A 20,518-nucleotide genomic window follows, 5' to 3' on the forward strand; every position below is an offset into this window, starting at 1 on the left:
AAAATAATAAAAAAAGCATGGATATAAATTCATGCTTTTTTATTATTTAAGATACTCTTTCGTTATATATATAGTTTTTTATTTTATACTTACTCCATTCAAATTCAGTAAACATTGCTAATGCAGTTATATTTATTGATGTTGCTATGAATAATAGTATATTTAATAAATTAAACAATATATCGAATTTAAATACTGATAAAGCACCTGATACTACTAAAAGTGCTATATACAAAGTATTTTTCTTTACAGTTTCTTTTTCTATTAAATTATTTAAAAGAATATACGCTCCCAGTAAAGTAGTCATTCCTGATAATATTATAAATATAAATAAGATTGCAAATCCAAAACTTCCAGTCACACTAATAACAGTTTCAAAATATGAAACTAATCTATACACCCCTACTTCAGAAAAAGTTATTATACCTTTATCAAGTCCATAAGATGCTATATAAGATGTAACTACTATAGAAACAACTACTAGTGTAGTAGTTAAAATTAACGAAATCGTTCCAGCTACTCTTGGGTTTGAATCTGACTTCATTGAAGCTAAAGCTAAAGTCCCTAAACCAGGTTCAGCAATTTGTATAACCCTTTGCATTCCAAATATTAATCCTAAAGGAATTCCTAATATCATAGAAACAGGATTTTTAAATCCTATAATAACTCTTTCTATAAATACAGGAATATAACTTGATGTTTTTGCTGCAAACAACCCAAAGAATATAAAGTATATAGTAACTGCTACTAATATCATACCTATCATACATTTTATAAATATATCTTGTCTATTTTTTAGTACTATAATCGTAATAATTCCTATTAATGGTATAACTATATATAAATATCTTTGTAATTCACTAAGTTCAATACTAAACACTTTATCTAATGTCGTTATCATAATAGCCTCAATTCCACTAAATTGGACTCCACCTATTGCAAATACATATAATAATATTAATGCCACTATATAAACCTTTGCTGCACCTTTGCATACAAATGATTTAATATATTCTTTTGGTTCCATTCCTACAATTTTTGCTATTAAAGTCTCACAATATGATATTGGTATTAGCACAAATGATCCTAGTAATGCCCAAATAGCAACTGCTTCTACATATATTTGACCGCTTATTGCTAAATTACTTAAAGCGCCTATAAAACCTATTATTGTTCCTGTTCCCATCATAGCTCCTAATGCTACAGATGCCTGAGGAACTATGTACTTTAAATTTACACAACTTTTTTTAGTTGTAAGAGATCTTATGTTCAAGATTACTTGAGAAGAAATATAAATTCCAACTAATAATAAAAATGGAATAAATATAGGCCAAACTACATTAGATATTATTGTTGTAAATTGCTCTAAATATGATAGTATATTTTCCAAAGTGCGCCCCCTTTATTAAGTTATTTTAAATAAATACTACTCTATATTTAATTTTTGATATATACGATCTTTTTTAAATTCAGATTTAAATATTGTTTGTATTTAACTTGTTTTTAGCTAATCCATAGAGTATTATATCATGTTAAATACTATCTTTCATCCCTAAAATACGATATTTTAAAACAAATTATATTTTATGGTATCCTTTGAGTTATTTCGACTTTACTTTGTATTTATATAAGTTAATTTATTGGTAATAAAAAAGAGTATAGACTTAGCCTATACTCCTCTTAAATTATAATAAAAAACTATTAAAAACTATTTTTTAAAAATTGAATTTCCTTCTTTTATAGTTTCCAAAACATTTATATTTTTTATTTCTGATGCTTCAACTTCTAGTGGATTTTTATCAAGTATAACTAAGTCTGCTAATTTACCAGGTTCTATACTTCCTTTTATATCTTCTTCAAAGTATTGGTAAGCTCCGTTTATAGTTACAGCTTTTATAGCTTCTATAACAGCTATTCTTTGATGTTCACCTAATACTCTACCACTTTCTGTCATTCTGTTTACAGCAGTGTGTATAGCAAATATTTGATTAGGCATTTTAACTGGTGGATCTTGGTGTAGAGTAAACTTTATACCTTTTTCTAATGCCCAACCTATTGGAGATATATTTTGAGATCTTTCTGGTCCAAACACTTGATCATGATGTAAATCTCCCCAGAATGCTACGTGATCATTGAAGAATGTTGGAACAGCTCCAACAGCTATAACGTCATCTAACTGATCTTTTCTTAATGCCTGGCAATGAACCATAACCGGTCTTAATTCAGCGCCATGTCCTGTTATTTCCATAGCCTTTTTATAGCATCTTAAGAATTGAGCACATGCCTCATCTCCATTTACGTGAACATGAACTTGTATATTTAAGTTTATACAATCAACAAAGTATTGAGTTACAACTTCGTCAGTTTGAGTTCCATATCCACAATAATTGGCAGGTTGTCCTTCAGGTACAACATGATAAGGTTCACTTAACCAAGCTGTAAATCCTTGAGGCGAACCATCTAGCCAAGTCTTACCTCCAGCTAATTTATAATGATTTTTATACTCTCTCTTTGGAGTACCTTCATTTGTCATAAGCTTAGTTGTTACTGGTTGAGTTGCTAATCCCATTATATCTATTATTAATTTTCCAGTATTAGCACAAGTTTCTAATATATGAGTATATCCATTAGCTAACTCAACAGAAGCATCTTGAGTAGTTGTTACACCTAAAGATGCATATACTTTTTGAACTCTCTCAACAGCTCTTAAAACATCTTCAAATCCTGGTGATATTACTACTTTTTTCTTTTCACTATCAAGGATAGCATTTTCTTCTAAAACTCCATTTGCTTCTTTAGAATCAGGAGATACAGTTCTTACGACTCCACCTTCTGGTACTATATAATCATCTCCTACATATCCATATAACTCTAAAGCTTTTGAGTTAACAGACGCTAAGTGTCCAGATGCATGAGATACAGTTATAGGTATATCTTTGCTTACTGAATCTAAATCAAATTTTGTAGGATGTTGACCATCTTCAAATTTCGTATTATCATATCCAAATCCTATTAACCATTTATCTCCTTGAGGAGGATTTTCTTCTAACTCTTTTTTTAATTTAGCTAATAATTCTTCTCTTGAAGTAACCTCTCCTAAAGTAACTATCATTAAAGTTTGAGCTGTAGCTACTATATGTCCATGAGGATCTATAAATCCTGGTAACATAGTTTTTCCTTCAAGGTCAACTAAATTAATATTTTCATCTTTTAAAGATAATATTTCTTCATTGTTTCCAACTTTAGAAATTTTTCCATTTTCAACTAAAACCGCTTCTGCTATTGTGTTGTTACTATCTACTGTAACAACTTTACCATTAAAATAAATAGTCTTTTGCATAATACTGTCTCCTTAGTCCTCTAATTGATTTGAGAGCATCTATTAAAAGATGCTCTCTATATATTAAGATATTTTCTTATCTTCGAATAAATCTTCTAACTTGTATTCTTTCCATTTCTTTAAACTGAATATTAATAATGCAGTTACGTTTATTCCAGAAAGAACGAATAATAATAAGTCAACAGCTTCAAATACTACGTTAGCTCCAAATACTGCTAATGTTCCAGCAGCTATTATTAATGCTAAATATATAGCTATATTTTTGTTTATTGGGTTTTGCTTGAATAACTTTGTCATATAGTAATAAGATCCAAGTATTGTTGTTAAAGCTGATAATACTGTAAATGCACATAATACTACTAATCCAAATGTTCCTGTTACTGCTTCTGCAGTTGCAAAGTATTGAGATAATCTAGTTACAGCATCTGCTGGGAATTCTATTATTCCATTGTTTAATCCATAAGATGCTATATAAGAAGTAACTACTATAGATACTACAACTGTAACTACTGTAGGTATTAAAGATATCATAGCAGCTTCTCTTGGCTTAGAATCTGATTCTTGAGCAGCCATAGCTAACGCTCCTAGACCTGTTTCAGCAGTTTGTATTATCTTTTGCATTCCTAATACAAATCCTAATACTATACCAGTAAGTCCGTTAACTGGATTAGTCATACCTTGGATTACACCTTCAACATAAGTAGGTATATATCCTGAAGTTTTTATAACGAACATTGTGAAGAATATAAAGTATCCTGCAACAGCTGTTCCTATCATATAAGTCATAGCTCCCATGAATAGTTCATGCTTTTTAGATAATACTAGTGCAGCAACTACAGCTATTACCGGTACTACTATAAACATATATCTTTGAACTAAAGTAAGTTCCATACCAAATTTATCAAGTACTATCGCTGAAACTGAATCTATACCACTAAATTGGAATCCACCGAACCCAAATACAGCTAATGCTACGAAACATACTGCATATAATAAACCAAGCTTTGGTGATATTAATGATGATATATACTCTTTTGGAGTTTTACCCATTATTTTAGAGTTTAATGTTTCTGCATAAGAAACTGGAACCATTATACATGCTCCTATTAAAGCCCATATAGCCATTGCTTCTATATTTCTTTCTCCTGATGCAGCTAATTTTGATAATGCTCCTAAAACTCCTATTATTGCCCCTGTACCTATCATTGCTCCTAATGATATAGATGCTGGACCTATAACATTCTTTATTTGTAACTTAGCAGGCGTTGTAGCCTTCTTTTGAATCATAAATATCGTTCTTATAGACATTATCGCACCCGTTATTAATATAAATGGTAAGAATACTGGCCATATCATATCCGATATTTTAGTTATCACAACTTCTAATTGATGTAACATTTGCCCCTCCAACTCCTTTTTTAACTTTATTTGTTTTGATGAATTAATAAAATATAAAAATAGCTAAATAATATTTTTTATATTCCTTCGAGATCTTAATTACATGAATTAATTTATTTACACTTAACAAATAAAATTAATTTTATTTGCATAATAAAATCAATTAATTTGTCTGAACATGTAATTATATAACTTAAAGTGCCTATTTACGATTAGAAGTTTATCAATTTTCGTCGATAAAAGTCAACGGAGTATTTTTTGTATTATTTTTTTATTTCAACAAATTCAATTTTACTATTCAACAGTTTATTTAATTGTTTGGTCAAATTTCTCATTTATTAGTTTTGCATATATTCTTGTTTTTGATATTCTATCAATAACTTCACATTTATCTTCTATAACAACATCTTTTCTCTCATTCCAAAGTCTATCGAATACGTTGCTACAAATATCACCAAATTCATTATTTTTTATCATTGCATAATCATTTATATCTTCTGTTGGATGTACCTTTGTAAACTTTATTGTCTTAGATAAATATAAAGATGGCGCTTTATTATGTCTAAACTCTTCTACAAAATTTCCTCCAACAAGTTTTATATTTATCTTTTCAGATTCTTGTAAGATTCTTTCTATATACTCTATATGTCTTTCTCTTTGTTCAAAACTTAAAGTAATTGGTATATTAAAGAAGTTCATTTTACCTGTAGAAATATAGTCTCTCAGCTCTGATTCATAAATAAGTATTTTTATATCTGAGCTATAAGTTACATTTTGAAGGAATAGATTAATTTTTTGCAGTTCATCTATAATTTCTGTATTATCGCCAAAGACTTGTCTTCCAATCTCCATAAACAATTCTCCTGGCATTAGTAGTTCATTTATAGATCCCATTAGCCATCTTAAATCGCTTCCCATTATATATTGAACATATATTTGGTTTCTTATTATAGATAAAGAATTTAACCTTTCAAACATTTTCTTTCCTCTATTTTTAAGTATATCTTCTAAACTATAATACATATCATCTACAACCTCTTTTTCCTTTGACATATTAGTAAGTAAGCATCTTTTATCCTTTGTAAATAAGGCGCTGTGGAATATATTATCCTTTATTACTGATAATATTGATCCTGATTCTACTTCACAATTATATATTTCAAAGTCCATTTCAGGATGAGCTATAATCATATTAATAGTTAATATAGTATTTAATATGGAATCTTCATTCATTCCATCAAATCCCATAAGAAACCTTACTTTTACTTGATAGTCGCCTTCTAACTCAGATAACGCTTGCTTCATGACTGATATAGATCTCTTATCATCATTATTTATATGATATAAATTAGCAGATATTATCATATCCAATTTTTTTGATTTACTTAAAAATAGTTCTGCATCATTCGTTAAATACTGCTTTCTAAGACTTGGGTTGATATGAGTTGCACTATTATAATTATCTTCTGATCGAGTACCTTTATATATATTTATATTTTTTACTTCAGCCGTAGTCATATATGCATTTTTTAAACTTCTTTCTATATACTGAACTAATACTTCATCATTATATATCTCTTTACTTATCTCAAAGTAGTCTAGTAGACCTTGCTTTGATTTCTCACTTAATGAACTTACTATAAATCTTGCTGTAGTTTTACATATTTCTGAAATATTTTTTTGACTCGGTAGGTTCTTTGTATTAATCCATTTACTGATATAAGATATGTCATAACCTAACTCTTTAGCTAATGTCCCCTTTTTTTGATTTGATAAATATAATAATTTTTCTAATAATTGCCCAAATGTTGTACTATTCATATAAATACCTCTCTTCATATGTTTTTATATTATTTTATAATTACTTTTTTATTCTTATAAACTAACTGATTTATTATATCTTAAAATTATAAGTTAAATTTATTTGATTTTTATTTGATTTTTTTGAAACTATTTTATTTTTTATTCAAATTACTTCAGTCATTTTCCCTTCATTCAAACTATAGGTATATGTTATCCTATAGTTATTCAAAATATTTCTTTTAATCGGTGCCTATTTACAAAACACAAATTAAAGGAGAAAACATTATGAGTACTTTAAATCAAAGTAAAAAGAAATTTGCAACTGGTTGGTTAATTGTTGTTGCATGTATGCTTATACAAGCTATACCATTTGGTGTTGCAGCAAATATACAACCTCAATTCGTAAGTTACGTTGTTGAAGAACATGGATTCACACTTGCTGGATTCTCTTTAATATTTACATTAGGTACTGTAGTATCTGCTATCGCTTCACCTATAATAGGTATGATGTTTAATAAAATAAATGCAAAAGTTATGTATTTATTAGGATGTATACTTTCTGGTGGAGGATTCTTAGCATTCTCTATGTGTCAAGAATTATGGCAATTCTATATTGTTGCTGGTATAGTACAAGTTGGTACTGCAGCTATATCTTCAATAGGTGTACCACTTTTAATAAATGGATGGTTCGATGAGTTATCTAAAGGTAAAGCTATGGGTCTTGCTTTTGCCGGTGGATCTATAGGTAATATATTCCTTCAACAAATGACTGCCTTCTCATTAGCTAGTAATGGAGCTAGCAAGTCTTACATGTTATTCGGAGCTTTATCATTAATAGTAGGAATACCAGTTACTTTATTATTCTTAAGAATGCCTAAAAACGATAACGAAATCGTTAAAGGTTCTAAAAAAGAAAATGGTAAAGAAGGAAATTCTCAAAATACAGTTTCAGTAGACTGGGGATATACTTTTAAAGAAGCTAAAAATCTTAAGTTCTTCTGGGTATTTGCTTTAGGTTTATTCTTCTTAGGTATGTATGTTTCTGCTTTAGCAGTTCAATATCCAGCTTACTTAAAAGTTCATTTAAAATTAGCTCCTGTTATAGTTGGTTCTGTTGGATCAATATTTGCTTTATTCTCTTTAGGTGGAAACTTATTTGGGGGAATAATATTTGATAAATTAGGTGTAACTAAAGGTCTTATGGTAGCATCTGTATTAGCATTTATTTCATGTTTAGCTTTAATGTTCTCTGGTAGTATACCACAACTTGCATTCGTATTCGCTGCATTAAAAGGTTTATCAGTTTTCGCTTACATGATGGGACCTTCTCTACTTGCAGGATCATTTTTCGGTAAAAAAGAATTTGGTGCTATATTAGGTGTAGTTCAAATATTCTTTGCCGTAGGATTTGCTGCTGGTTCATCAGTATTCGGTGCACTAGTTGATAATCTTGGATACGGAGTTGCTTGGTCAGCTATATTAGTATTCATAGTAGTATGTTACGGTTCATTAATATTAGCTTCTATCGGTATGGCTAAATTAAACAAAGAAAGAATAGCAAAGTTAGAACTTGAAGCTAAAAAAGTTGGATAAGTTTTATATAAAAAAAACTATGATATCTGTATAATACAGATATCATAGTTTTTTATTAATTATTAATTTCAATATCTTGTATATCATCTATGGATACTGGCTTTGAATAAATATATCCTTGTATATAAAATTTATCATTTTTTATTTTTTTTATAGCATCCCTTTGAGATATTTTTTCAACACCCTCTGCTATTATAGTTTTTCCTGTAATTATAGTTAACTGTGAAAGAAAATTCATTATTAACTTTCTGACCTCAGATCCCTCCATATCATCTATGAAATATTTGTCTAGTTTTATTATATCAAAATCAAGTTTTTCTAGTATATCTAGATTAGAATACTCAACTCCAAAATCATCTATTGCAATCATAAATCCTACTTTTTTTAATTCTTTTATAGATTTTTGTATTTTTTCTAGGTCATTTATACCTACCTTTTCTATAATTTCCAAACAAATTTTGTTATTTCCTATTTTACTATCTAATATGCATTTTATAATTTCATTAATGAACTTTTCATTTTCTATTTCTTTTAATGATACATTTATTGATATATAAAAGTTATCATTTATTATATTATTTGATTTTTTTACTATGTCATACTCTTTAATAGCTCTTTTAAGAACCCATATAGAAATATCGAATAACATATCATTTTCTTCAATTTCTTTTATAAATAAATATGGAGGTACTATGCCCAACTTTTTATCTTTTAATCTTAATAATGCTTCAAATCCAACTATATCATTTTTCTTAGGATTTACTATTGGTTGATAAAACAGTAAATATTCATTATTATTCATTCGTTCTTTAATGTTAATTTTAATTCTTTTCTTCTTAATTTTTGGATGTATATAAACATACATTATGAATATATATATAGCTGCTATTAATAAACTAATATTTATTATAATTTTAGTTTCTTTAGAATTAAGATTTGAATTTTTTGCAAAATACTGATTTTGTATATCTTTGATAGGGTTTTTATTTAATTTAGAATATTTTTCTAACATCTCATCAAACTTATCTATTATATATGCATTCTTTTTATTTCCTGCTATATATACAGGACCTGCTGAATACTCATATATCTTATTTTTATTTTCAAGTTCGTCATTTTTAATTGCCGCAACAGTTGCATCTACCTTTTTTTCACTCAACAATTTTATAGATTCTTCATATGAGTTAGATTTAATAGGAACTATATTTATTCCTTTTTTTTCTAGAAACTTAAGCATCCAATCTGAATTCAATTCCTGCTCTATAAAAGCAAAATCTAATCCTTCTAGTTCTTCTAACTCTCCATATAAAATATCTTTATTTGTATATACTCCATATGTTTCTGTTCCTATATAATGGTTTGTATATATAAGCTTACTTTCTCTTTCTTCGCTATTACGTATACCAACCAGCAAATCTAATTCTCCACTTTCTAACTTTTTAATACTTTGCGTAAACTCATAATCTACATACTCAAATTTAATCCCTAAATCTTTTGCAAGTAATTCTAGTACATCGTGATAGTAACCATCTGGGCATCCATCTTTATTAATGAAATAATAAGGCTTATATTCATAAAATCCAACTTTAAATACTTTATTATATTTATTATCTGCACATACATTACCAGGAATAATGCAACCAATAAAAATAATAAGGGTAAAAATCCTTTTTAATAGTTTATTCATATATTATTCCACCTTACTCAATTATCTTATTTATTATAGAGTTATCATATAAATAGTACTACATTTTTATACAAAAAAATATAATTTTCTACTACTTTTTTCCTTTTTACTCCTTATTCCATTATTTTATGATATATTCTTATTTTTGTACCCACTTATTTAGATTATTTTTAAAATATTTTTTTAAATATAATAAAAAAATGAGATACCAATATATTGATATCCCATTTTTTACGGTATTTTATTAAGCTTTAAATATAGTATTTCCTTCTTTTATAGTCTCTAAGACCTTAATATTTTTTATTTCTTCTGGATCAACTTCTAGTATATTCTTGTCTAGTATTACAAAGTCTGCATACTTTCCTACTTCTATACTTCCTTTTATATCTTCTTCAAAATATCCATAAGCTCCATTTATAGTTGCAGCTTTTAATGCTTCTAACGGTGATATCTTGTGTTGTCCACCTAATACTCTTCCTGATTGAGTTTTTCTATTTACAGCATTATGCATACCTAGTATTTGATCTGGCATTTTTACTGGTGGATCTTGATGTATTGTAAACTTTAGACCTTCTTCTAATGCCCAACCTAGTGGAGATATATTTTGAGCTCTTTCTGGTCCAAATACTGATTCATAGTGATAATCTCCCCAGAACCAAACGTGATCATTAAAGAATGTTGGTACTGCTCCTAATTCAGCCATTTTCCTAATTTGGTCTTTTCTTATCGCTTGACAGTGAACTAATACAGGTCTTAAATTTGTTTTCTTTGTTGTATTTCCTGTTAATTCTAAAGCCTTTTCATAACATCTAAAGAATTGATCTATTGCAGCATCACCATTTGAATGAGTGTGAACTTGCCAATTATTTTCTATACACATTTTGTAGTATGATATCATATCTTCATCACTTTGAGTAGGGTATCCAAGATAATCTTTAGATTCACCTTCTGGAACTTCATAATAAGGTTGAGTTAACCAAGCAGTTTTTCCTTGAGGAGAACCATCTAAGAAAGTCTTTCCTCCACCTATTTTATAGTGGTTTACATACTCTCTCTTTGGAGTTCCTTCATTTGTTTTAATTAATTTTTCTGTAAAAGGCATTAATGCATATCCTAATATATCTATTTTTAATTTACCCATTTGACCTGCTGCTGTTAACATTTGATCATATCCTGGATCCAAACTTGCATCTTGAGCTGTAGTTATACCTAATTGAGCGTATAAGTCTTGAGCTCTAACTAAACTATCTAAAACTTGTTCAAATTGAGGAGCTGGTACTATACCTTTTTTTTCTTCTGCCATTATAGCATTTTCTTCTAGTATTCCATTAGCTTCTCTTGAGTCCGGCCTTACAGTTTGTACAACTCCACCTTCTGGAACTACATAGTCTTCTCCAGCATATCCGTAAGCTTTAAGTCCAAACGAATTGGTAACAGCTAAGTGTCCTGATGCATGTGTACAGTATATTCCTATTTCTGTACTTACATCATCTAAATCAAATTTAGTAGGATGCTCTTTATCTTCAAATTTAGTATTATCATATCCAAATCCTATTACCCAAGCACCTTCAGGTAATTTAGTAGTTGCTATATAATTTCTTAATCTTTCTTTTACTTCTTCTACTGAAGTAGCATCTCCAAGCTGAACTAATAATAATGTTTGAGCTATAGCTGCTATATGTCCATGAGGATCTATAAATCCTGGAACCATAGTTTTACCTTCTAAATCTACAAGCTTAGTACCATCATCTTTCTTCGATAGAACTTCATCATTAGTTCCTACTTTAACTATCCTTCCATTTTCTACTAAAACAGATTCTGCTACTGTGTTATTACTGTCTACTGTAACAACGTTTCCATTAAAATAAATAGTTTTTTGCATTATGTTGCCTCCTAAGTTGTATAATGTAGAGTTTTTATATAAACATATTTTATTAAGATACTTTCTTATTCTCTAATGAACCTTCTAACTTAAATTCTTGCCATTTCTTTAAACTGAATATTAATAACGCAGTTACGTTTATTCCAGAAAGAACGAATAATAATAAGTCAACAGCTTCAAATACTACGTTAGCTCCAAATACTGCTAATGTTCCAGCAGCTATTATTAATGCTAAGTATATAGCTATATTTTTGTTTATTGGGTTTTGCTTGAATAACTTTGTCATATAGTAATAAGATCCAAGTATTGTTGTTAACGCTGATAATACTGTAAATGCACATAATACTACTAATCCAAATGTTCCTGTTACTGCTTCTGCAGTTGCAAAGTATTGAGATAATCTAGTTACAGCATCTGCTGGGAATTCTATTATCCCATTGTTTAATCCATAAGATGCTATATAAGAAGTAACTACTATAGATACTACAACTGTAACTACTGTAGGTATTAAAGATATCATAGCAGCTTCTCTTGGCTTAGAATCTGATTCTTGAGCAGCCATAGCTAAGGCCCCTAAACCTGTTTCAGCAGTTTGTATTATCTTTTGCATTCCTAATACAAATCCTAATACTATACCAGTAAGTCCGTTAACTGGATTAGTCATACCTTGGATTACACCTTCAACATAAGTAGGTATATATCCTGAAGTTTTTATAACGAACATTGTGAAGAATATAAAGTATCCTGCAACAGCTGTTCCTATCATATAAGTCATAGCTCCCATGAATAGTTCATGCTTTTTAGATAATACTAGTGCAGCAACTACAGCTATTACCGGTACTACTATAAACATATATCTTTGAACTAAAGTAAGTTCCATACCAAATTTATCAAGTACTATCGCTGAAACTGAATCTATACCACTAAATTGGAATCCACCGAACCCAAATACAGCTAATGCTACGAAACATACTGCATATAATAAACCAAGCTTTGGTGATATTAATGATGATATATACTCTTTTGGAGTTTTACCCATTATTTTAGAGTTTAATGTTTCTGCATAAGAAACCGGAACCATTATACATGCTCCTATTAAAGCCCATATAGCCATTGCTTCTATATTTCTTTCTCCTGATGCAGCTAATTTTGATAATGCTCCTAAAACTCCTATTATTGCCCCTGTACCTATCATTGCTCCTAATGATATAGATGCTGGACCTATAACATTCTTTATTTGTAACTTAGCAGGCGTTGTAGCCTTCTTTTGAATCATAAATATCGTTCTTATAGACATTATCGCACCCGTTATTAATATAAATGGTAAGAATACTGGCCATATCATATCCGATATTTTAGTTATTATAGCTTCTAATTGATGTAACATTTGCCCCATTTTCGACTCCTTTTCTTTAGCCTTATTAACTTTGATGAATTAATTTGATGAATTTAATAAAATAGCTAAAGTAATATTTATATATATTTCTTTAACTTTTAGTTACACTTATATTTTTCCATAAAAAAAATAGACATTAGTTTAAAATTATAATTATGCACAAAACAGTAATAGAAATAATTCATAATTGCTGCTTTGTAATTTCATATAATTTAAAAACGCCTATTTACATTTTCAGTTTATTTATTTTTTTTTATGAAGTCAATATAAATTTTTAATCATTTTAAAATCATTCACATTATTCATTAATTTTTTTATTTTTAAAATTAATTAAGATTGTCATTTATTATCTTTGTATGGCTTAGAAATTCTCTTATGCTCTCTATTATTTGTTCTTTATTATCTAAAGTTATATCTTGTCTCTCATTCCACATTGAATTAAATAAATCATCACATATTGTTTTAAACTGGTTATCTGATACAATTGCATATTGATTTTTATAATCATCAGGACAAATTGTTGTTAACTTTATATTTTTTGATAAATATAATGATGGATTTAGCTTGTCTTTAAATTCCTCAACAAAATCTCCTTCAATTAGTTTAATTTCTAGATTGTTATTTTCTCTTAATACTTTCTTCATATATTCTATATGTCTTTCACGCTGTTGAAAACTTAGCTTTACATGAACATTGAAAAATCTAAGCTCTCCTGAAGATATATATCTTCTAAGCTCATTTTCATAAATTAATATTTTTAAATCAGATTTATAAGTTTTATTATTTAAAAATATATTAATTTTATTTAGTTCTTCCATTATCTCGTTATTATCACCAAATACTTCTTTTCCTACTTCAATAAATAAATCCTCCGGCATAAAAAGCTCATTCATTGACCCTATCAACCATCTTAAATCATTACCTAATATATATTGAGTATATATATTATTTTTTATAATTGACATTACGTCTTTTTTTTCAAAAATAGGTTTTCCTTGTCTTTTTAGTAACCCTTCTAAACTATAATATAGCTCATCTATAGTTTCTTTTTCTTTTGACATAGTACTAAATATACACTCACCATTTTTATTAAATATAGATGTATTAAGCAGCTCATCTTTAATTATAAAAAAATAAGAATCACTAGTAATAGCACAGTTATATATTTCAAAGTCTAATTGTGGATATGTAGCTACCATATTCAAAATCATTATAGCATCCATTATAATATTGTTACTTTCTCCTGTAAATCCAGCCAAAAATCTAATCTTTATATTTTCATTATTTTGTAGACTATATATTCCTTTTTTCATATTAGATAATGATATGCTTTCCTCATAATTAGATTGGAATAAATCAGCTGCTATTATAATATCAATCTCTTTGTTCTTACTTAAGTATATATATATCTCATTCTCTAAATATTGTTTTCTAAGTTTAGTATTTACAGTTACTAAACCATTGTATTTCATTTCTAACTGAGTATCTTTCGGTATTTTTTGTGTGCTTTTATGTTGTGTATTTAAATAAGATTCTTTTAATTCCCTAGATATATACTTAATTAAAAATACTTTATCACATTCATCACTGTTTATTCCAAAGTAATTAATAATATCTTGGTGTGAAGTACTGTCTAGAGATGTAACTATAAAACTTGATATAGATTTACACACTTTATTTATATTTTTAGGTGTAGGTAGATTTTTTCCAGTAATCCATTTACTTATATAAGATGTATCATAACCTAACTCCTTAGCAAGAGTACCTTTTTTTTGATTAGATATATATAATAATTGATCTAATAATTGCCCAAATGTATTGTTATTCAAACTAATACTCCTCCTTAAGTCACTATAACTTTTTATATTAACGATTATATCATCATAAAAATGATTATACAAATGCACCTTTTATATACACTACTTAATGAATTTTTTTTGATTTTTTTTGATTCATTATGAATTAATAAGAATTCAAACTCTGTTTTTGTCGCTATTTGTCTTATTTTTTATTTTTTTTCTATGTTATGATGATTTTATATTAATTATATTTCTTAATTTATTAATGCCTATTTACAAAAGATTTAATATAAGGAGAAATTAATTTAATGACTAATATTAATAAAAAGAATACAAAAAAATTTACTACTGGCTGGATGATAGTAGCAGCTTGTATGCTTATTCAAGCTATACCTTACGGTGTTCTTGCTAACTTACAGCCTCAATTTATGCACTATGTTATGGCTGATAAAGCTTTAGGATTTACTACTGCTAGCTTTTCACTTATATTTACAATAGGAACCATTGCATCAGCGTTTGCTTCACCTTTCATAGGTAAATTATTTGATAAATTCAGTTTAAAAACATTATATATAGCTGGAGCTTTCTTAGGATGTGGTAGTTTCGCTGCATACTCTTTATGTAATGCTCCATGGCAATTTTATGCGATTTCTGTTGTAATGCAATTCGGAGCTGCAATAATATCAGCAATAGGGGTTCCTTTGTTAATCAACGCTTGGTTTGATGGCGCTGGTAGAGGTAAAGCTCTAGGTATAGCTATGTGTGGTGGTTCTATAGGTAATATATTCATGCAAGCTACAGTTGTTTATGTTCTAGAAACTTTCGGATATAAAGCTTCTTATTTAGCTTTCGGTCTTACTGGTTTAATAGTAGCAATACCAATAACTTTATTTATGTTAAGATTACCTAAAGATGAATCTGAAATTGTTAAGTCTAAATCAAAAAATAATGATACTAATGCTAATTCTTCTTGGGGATATACTGTTAAAGAAGCTTTAGCTCTTAAAGAATTTAAGTTACTTGGACTTGCATTCTTATTTGTAGGTATATACGTATCTGCTTTATCAGTTCAATACCCAGCATATTTACACCAAAACAATAATATAAGCGTTGGTTTAGTAGGGTCTGTATTTGCTATATGTTCTCTTAGTGGTAATTTACTTGGTGGAACACTATTTGATAAAATTGGTACTACTAAAACACTTATATTCGCTGGATTACTAGTTGCCGGATCTGATTTAGCATTAATATACTCAGTTGATATAACACCTCTTGCATATCTATTTGCTCTACTAAAAGGATTATCAATATTTGCTTATATGATGGGTCCTGCTTTACTTACTGGATCTCTATTTGGAAATAAAGAATATGCAGGTATATTAGGTTTAATCCAATTAATATTCGGTATAGGATTTGCTGCTGGTTCATCTGCTTTCGGATTAATTGTAGACAGCTTAGGATACAGAGTAGCTTGGTTTGTTATTTTAGGAGCTATAATATTAGCTTATAGTTTATTAGTTATGGTATCTATAAAAATGAATAAATTAAACAAATCTAAAAAAGAGCAAGCTGCTGCTTAATATAAAAAAGAAGGTTTTATAAAACCTTCTTTTTTTATATTTCTATATATTCTAAGTCAGATTTTTCTTCAAACCATTCATCATCATTAAAACTATCATCTGCTATTTTATCTATTGGCATTTTCATATACTTACCTGTAGCAGTTACTGCAACTTCTCCGTTTGGGAGAATTATCTCTCCGCTACCTTCAAATAATTTTCTATTCTCTTTAGTTATTCTACCAACTATTTTTATCTCACAGTCTGTTGGAACAGGCTTTTTGTATTTAAGCTCTAATGATACAGTAACACCCCAAATAGTGTCATCACTTATACTTACTGCTCTTCCTATAGTTTCATCAAGTAATGCTGCTGACATACCTCCATGTACTCTACCAGGATAACTTTGATGCCAGTCCTTTGTATTGCATATTGCTACTAGTTCATTACTTTCTAACTCATAAAAAGATGCTTTAAGCCCAAGTTCATTATCTAAACCACATACGATACATCTTTTACTGTTATTTTGTTTTTTAACTACTTTATATTTCAATATCGACACCCACCTATATCTTTTAAGTTTTTTAGTAATTATAAAAAGCGATAAATTTAAATTTATCACTTTATTATAATTAAAAATTAATTTTGAAAAACTCTATTATTTCTTCATCATTATAGTTTATAACTAATTCATTTGGAAAATCTAAATCAGCTATAATTTTTTGAGAATAAGGGAATTTCCCTACATCATAAGATATATGAGCATCACTTCCAAGTACGATTCTTACACCATATTTTTTACAAAGACCAAGCATAATAGTTACATTTTCCCATGCACCTTGTCTAAAAGTATTTGGTTTTAATGATGAATTATTAATTTCTAGTAAAATATTTTTTTCTTTAGCTTTTTTTACTATAGTCTCATAATCAACTTTATATCTATTATCATCTAAATGACCTATTATTTTAACCTTTGGATGATCCATTACTTTTAGTATAGTATTAGTATTTTCTTCTCTCGATCCTGATACTAGACATGGAGTATGTAAACTAGCTATCATATAATCTATATGAGTTAATAAATCATCCTCTACATCTGTATTTCCATTATAATCAATAATATTTGCCTCTACACCTCTAAGTATTTTTACCCCATCTACTTCTCTTGGTATAACATGCATATTGTGAAAATAAAATGGATGAGGTCCCCCCGGCATAGTTGGGGCATGTTCTGAAAGTCCTAAATATTTTAATCCTACCTTTTTAGCTTGAGCTATATTTTCTTGTATTGTACTATAAGCATGTCCACTCACTATAGTATGTGTATGTAAATCAATTAAAGCCTTCATGTATATCACCTCTAAATTATGATTTTAAAAATAAGCCATATTTTTAAAATATGGCTTATTTTTATTTATTATTATAATTTTAAATCTTTGAATTTATCCTTAAATAATTCTCCAAGGCTCCCTAAAGAATCTTCTATTTCTAAGAATTCACTTATATCTTCTTCTGGCTCTCTTGTAGCTTCTTTTATTGATACTAACATTCTTCTGTTCTTTGGATTAAAGTCAAGTACCATAACGTTAACTTCATCACCTACATTAACAACATTAGTAACTTTCATTACTCTTTCTTCACTTAACTCAGATATAGGTAAAAATGCTTCTACACCTTCTCTAATTTGTACAAAAGCACCTTTTTCAATTATTCTAACTACTGTACCTGTAACTATATCATCTAATTCTACTTCCTCTTTTATTAAATTCCATGGATCATTATTTATGTCTTTTAAAGCTAATGCAATTTTTTTAGTTTCAACATCAACATCTAATACATAAACTTCTACTTCTTGACCTTCACTTAACATATCCTCTACAGACTCAACTCTTGTCCAAGATAAGTTATTTAAATGAACTAAACCTTCAAGTCCACCGATATCAACAAATGCTCCATAAGGCATTAGCTTTGTAACTTTACCTTCTCTTTTTTGTCCTACTTCTAAAGAATTAAATAATGCTTCTTTTTCTGCTTTAACTTTAGCTCTGTAAGCTTCTCTATCTGCTTTAGCTTTTGCTTTTGCTTCTTCTCTTTCAGCTTGTACTTTTGCTCTTCTTTCTTCTCTTTCTATATCTAAACGTTCTTGTAACACTTCTCTATGAGAAGCTACTAATCTATTTTTCTTAGTGTCCATTTCTTTTATGTAAACTTCTAAATTAAGACCTACATAGCTAGATGTATCAGTAACAAATTTTGTATCTAATTGAGATATTGGTATGAATAATGATTGTGTATTATATGTAGCAAATACACCTCTTTCAATGTTCTTTTCTACATTTACAGTTATTATTCTATGTTCTTTGTAAGCCTTTTCTAAGCATTCTAAATCTGCTCTTTTATCTAATTGTAATTTAGATAAATGTATTACTCCATCTTTATGATAAACTTTGCTTATTACAGCGCTTATTTCATCTCCTACGTTATATACATCACTAGCATATTGCCCTTTTAAAAGATTTAATTCTTCAGTTGATATAACTCCGTCAAATCCATAGTTTAATTCTAAAACAATACCTTCATTAGTTATTTTAGATATTTTTCCAGTTATAGTTTGTCCAACCTTAACATTACTAAATTCTTGTTCTTGTTGGTCTAATAGTTCTTGCATAGATAAGTTATTCGTCATGATTTTCAATCCTTTCATTATAATTCTTATACATATAAGTATTATACCATTAATATTTCAAATACTTAAATTTTTCTTGTAATATTTTATATCATTGATATTACTTGAATCAAACTTTTGATTCTTTATACTTTACAATATAACCTTTACATCATCCTTTATAATTATTGAATCTTGATTGACTATACAATCGTATGCTAGTACGTCTACACCTTTTGCATTTGCCATATTTAAAGCTTCTGATAACTCTAGATGCATTTTTTTATTAGGTGTAAAATAAAGTACATTCTCCATTTGAACTACAAATATAACATAGCATTTATATCCCTCTTCACTTGCTTTTATAAGTTCATTGATATGCTTTACTCCTCTTTCTGTTTTAGCATCTGGAAACATTACTATATTTTCTTCCTCTAAAGTAGCTCCCTTTATTTCTATAAATACTTTTTTACTTTCAGTTTCTAGATATATATCAAATCTTGAATTTCCATATGTTTTTTCTGTCTTTATTAATTTTATATCTTCATTTAAATTTGGTAATATTATTGATTTATTAACTAAAGCTTCATATACCACTTTATTAGGTACTTGAGAGTCCATATTTATTAATCTATCACCTTTTTGTACAGCTATTAATGAGTATTTTGTTTTTCTATTTGGGTTGTCACTTTCCTCTAAGTATACTGTACAATTTGGAGTAAGTAATTCTCTACATCTTCCAGTATTTTTAACATGTACTTTTTCTATATTGCCGCATATATTACAATAGGCTATAAATCTATTGGGCCTTTCTATAAATTCTGCTTTTATTATATTGTTATATTTCATTTTAACTCCTTTAATTTACCTTTATGTACTATATAATCCCTATATATATTTTTAAATTTATACCTGTTTTATATGATAAGTAATCTACAAATTCCTAATATTTAAAAAGTCTTTTCTTTTATAATATACTCTTTTTTTCTACATATAAGTATTTAAAGTTAAAATTATATTTACTTAATATAACTTTTTTATTTTTTATATATAAAAATAACCTTAATCAACATTGATTAAGGTTATTTTTATTGGAGCTGGTGATAGGAATCGAACCTACAACCTGCTGATTACAAGTCAGCTGCTCTACCGTTGAGCCACACCAGCAAAATTAATTGGAGGCGACACCCAGATTCGAACTGGGGATCAAGGAGTTGCAGTCCACTGCCTTACCACTTGGCTATGTCGCCTTGTTCACTACATTATAATTATATGATTTGTACCACCATTTGGCAACCATTAATTTAAAATATTTTTTATATTAAGTAGTTTCTATATTATATTTAAATCTATATAATTTTATTCATTTATTTACAAACTGTTTTATTTTTATTTA

At 28.1% G+C, this 20,518-nt stretch carries 14 protein-coding genes and 2 tRNA genes; 2 read left to right on the forward strand and 14 right to left on the reverse strand.

The features are described from left to right. Positions 1-46: 46 nt before the first annotated feature. The 4 genes from JNUCC81_RS15400 to JNUCC81_RS15415 form a co-directional block, all read right to left on the reverse strand. The gene (locus JNUCC81_RS15400; RefSeq protein WP_454094274.1) at positions 47-1,390 is read right to left on the reverse strand and encodes a hypothetical protein; all 1,344 of its coding nucleotides are present in this window, start codon (positions 1,388-1,390) and stop codon (positions 47-49) included. A 318-nt stretch (positions 1,391-1,708) separates the two neighbouring features. Beyond that, on the reverse strand, positions 1,709-3,340 hold the full coding sequence (locus JNUCC81_RS15405; RefSeq protein WP_454094275.1) for an amidohydrolase: 1,632 nt from the start codon (positions 3,338-3,340) through the stop codon (positions 1,709-1,711). 63 nt (positions 3,341-3,403) lie between these two features. Further along, positions 3,404-4,738 carry an alanine:cation symporter family protein gene (locus tag JNUCC81_RS15410; RefSeq protein WP_454094276.1) on the reverse strand — a complete coding sequence of 445 codons (1,335 nt, stop codon included), beginning with the start codon at positions 4,736-4,738 and terminating at the stop codon, positions 3,404-3,406. Positions 4,739-5,044: 306 nt separating this feature from the next. Next, positions 5,045-6,559, reverse strand: coding sequence for a hypothetical protein (locus tag JNUCC81_RS15415; RefSeq protein ID WP_454094277.1), 1,515 nt, complete (start codon positions 6,557-6,559; stop codon positions 5,045-5,047). A 267-nt stretch (positions 6,560-6,826) separates the two neighbouring features. Between JNUCC81_RS15415 and JNUCC81_RS15420 the strand changes: the two genes are divergently transcribed. Further along, positions 6,827-8,134, forward strand: coding sequence for a conjugated bile salt MFS transporter (locus tag JNUCC81_RS15420; protein ID WP_454094278.1), 1,308 nt, complete (start codon positions 6,827-6,829; stop codon positions 8,132-8,134). 55 nt (positions 8,135-8,189) lie between these two features. Here the strand turns inward: JNUCC81_RS15420 and JNUCC81_RS15425 are convergent, their stop codons facing one another. The 4 genes from JNUCC81_RS15425 to JNUCC81_RS15440 all read right to left on the reverse strand — a co-directional run bounded on the left by JNUCC81_RS15425 (position 8,190) and on the right by JNUCC81_RS15440 (position 14,928). Continuing rightward, positions 8,190-9,821: an EAL domain-containing protein gene (locus JNUCC81_RS15425; RefSeq protein WP_454094279.1), complete on the reverse strand. Its 1,632-nt coding sequence runs from the start codon at positions 9,819-9,821 to the stop codon at positions 8,190-8,192. Between the two features lie 244 nt (positions 9,822-10,065). Continuing rightward, entirely contained in the window at positions 10,066-11,703 is a 1,638-nt protein-coding gene (locus JNUCC81_RS15430; protein WP_454094280.1) for an amidohydrolase, read from the reverse strand. A gap of 52 nt (positions 11,704-11,755) precedes the next feature. Further along, positions 11,756-13,099, reverse strand: a complete 1,344-nt coding sequence (locus tag JNUCC81_RS15435) for an alanine:cation symporter family protein (protein ID WP_454094281.1) — start codon at positions 13,097-13,099, stop codon at positions 11,756-11,758. Between the two features lie 326 nt (positions 13,100-13,425). Next, positions 13,426-14,928, reverse strand: a complete 1,503-nt coding sequence (locus JNUCC81_RS15440) for a helix-turn-helix domain-containing protein (RefSeq protein WP_454094282.1) — start codon at positions 14,926-14,928, stop codon at positions 13,426-13,428. A 278-nt stretch (positions 14,929-15,206) separates the two neighbouring features. Here JNUCC81_RS15440 and JNUCC81_RS15445 point away from each other — a divergent pair, with 278 nt between their 5' ends. Beyond that, complete coding sequence (locus tag JNUCC81_RS15445; protein ID WP_454094283.1) at positions 15,207-16,478, forward strand: conjugated bile salt MFS transporter; 1,272 nt, start codon at positions 15,207-15,209, stop codon at positions 16,476-16,478. Positions 16,479-16,512: 34 nt separating this feature from the next. Here JNUCC81_RS15445 and JNUCC81_RS15450 read toward each other — a convergent pair whose 3' ends face one another. The 6 genes from JNUCC81_RS15450 to JNUCC81_RS15475 form a co-directional block, all read right to left on the reverse strand. After that, positions 16,513-17,019 carry a PaaI family thioesterase gene (locus tag JNUCC81_RS15450; RefSeq protein ID WP_454094284.1) on the reverse strand — a complete coding sequence of 169 codons (507 nt, stop codon included), beginning with the start codon at positions 17,017-17,019 and terminating at the stop codon, positions 16,513-16,515. A 70-nt stretch (positions 17,020-17,089) separates the two neighbouring features. Then, on the reverse strand, positions 17,090-17,806 hold the full coding sequence (locus JNUCC81_RS15455; protein WP_454094285.1) for a phosphatase: 717 nt from the start codon (positions 17,804-17,806) through the stop codon (positions 17,090-17,092). A gap of 71 nt (positions 17,807-17,877) precedes the next feature. After that, positions 17,878-19,143, reverse strand: coding sequence for a 30S ribosomal protein S1 (locus JNUCC81_RS15460; protein ID WP_454094286.1), 1,266 nt, complete (start codon positions 19,141-19,143; stop codon positions 17,878-17,880). 132 nt (positions 19,144-19,275) lie between these two features. After that, positions 19,276-19,971 (reverse strand): DNA/RNA nuclease SfsA, encoded by a 696-nt coding sequence (gene sfsA / locus JNUCC81_RS15465; protein WP_454094287.1) that lies wholly within the window; start codon positions 19,969-19,971, stop codon positions 19,276-19,278. A gap of 243 nt (positions 19,972-20,214) precedes the next feature. Beyond that, a tRNA-Thr gene (locus JNUCC81_RS15470) sits at positions 20,215-20,289 on the reverse strand. A gap of 9 nt (positions 20,290-20,298) precedes the next feature. Continuing rightward, a tRNA-Cys gene (locus JNUCC81_RS15475) sits at positions 20,299-20,372 on the reverse strand. Positions 20,373-20,518 lie beyond the last annotated feature (146 nt).

The sequence above is a fragment of the Faecalimicrobium sp. JNUCC 81 genome, from assembly GCF_053667625.1.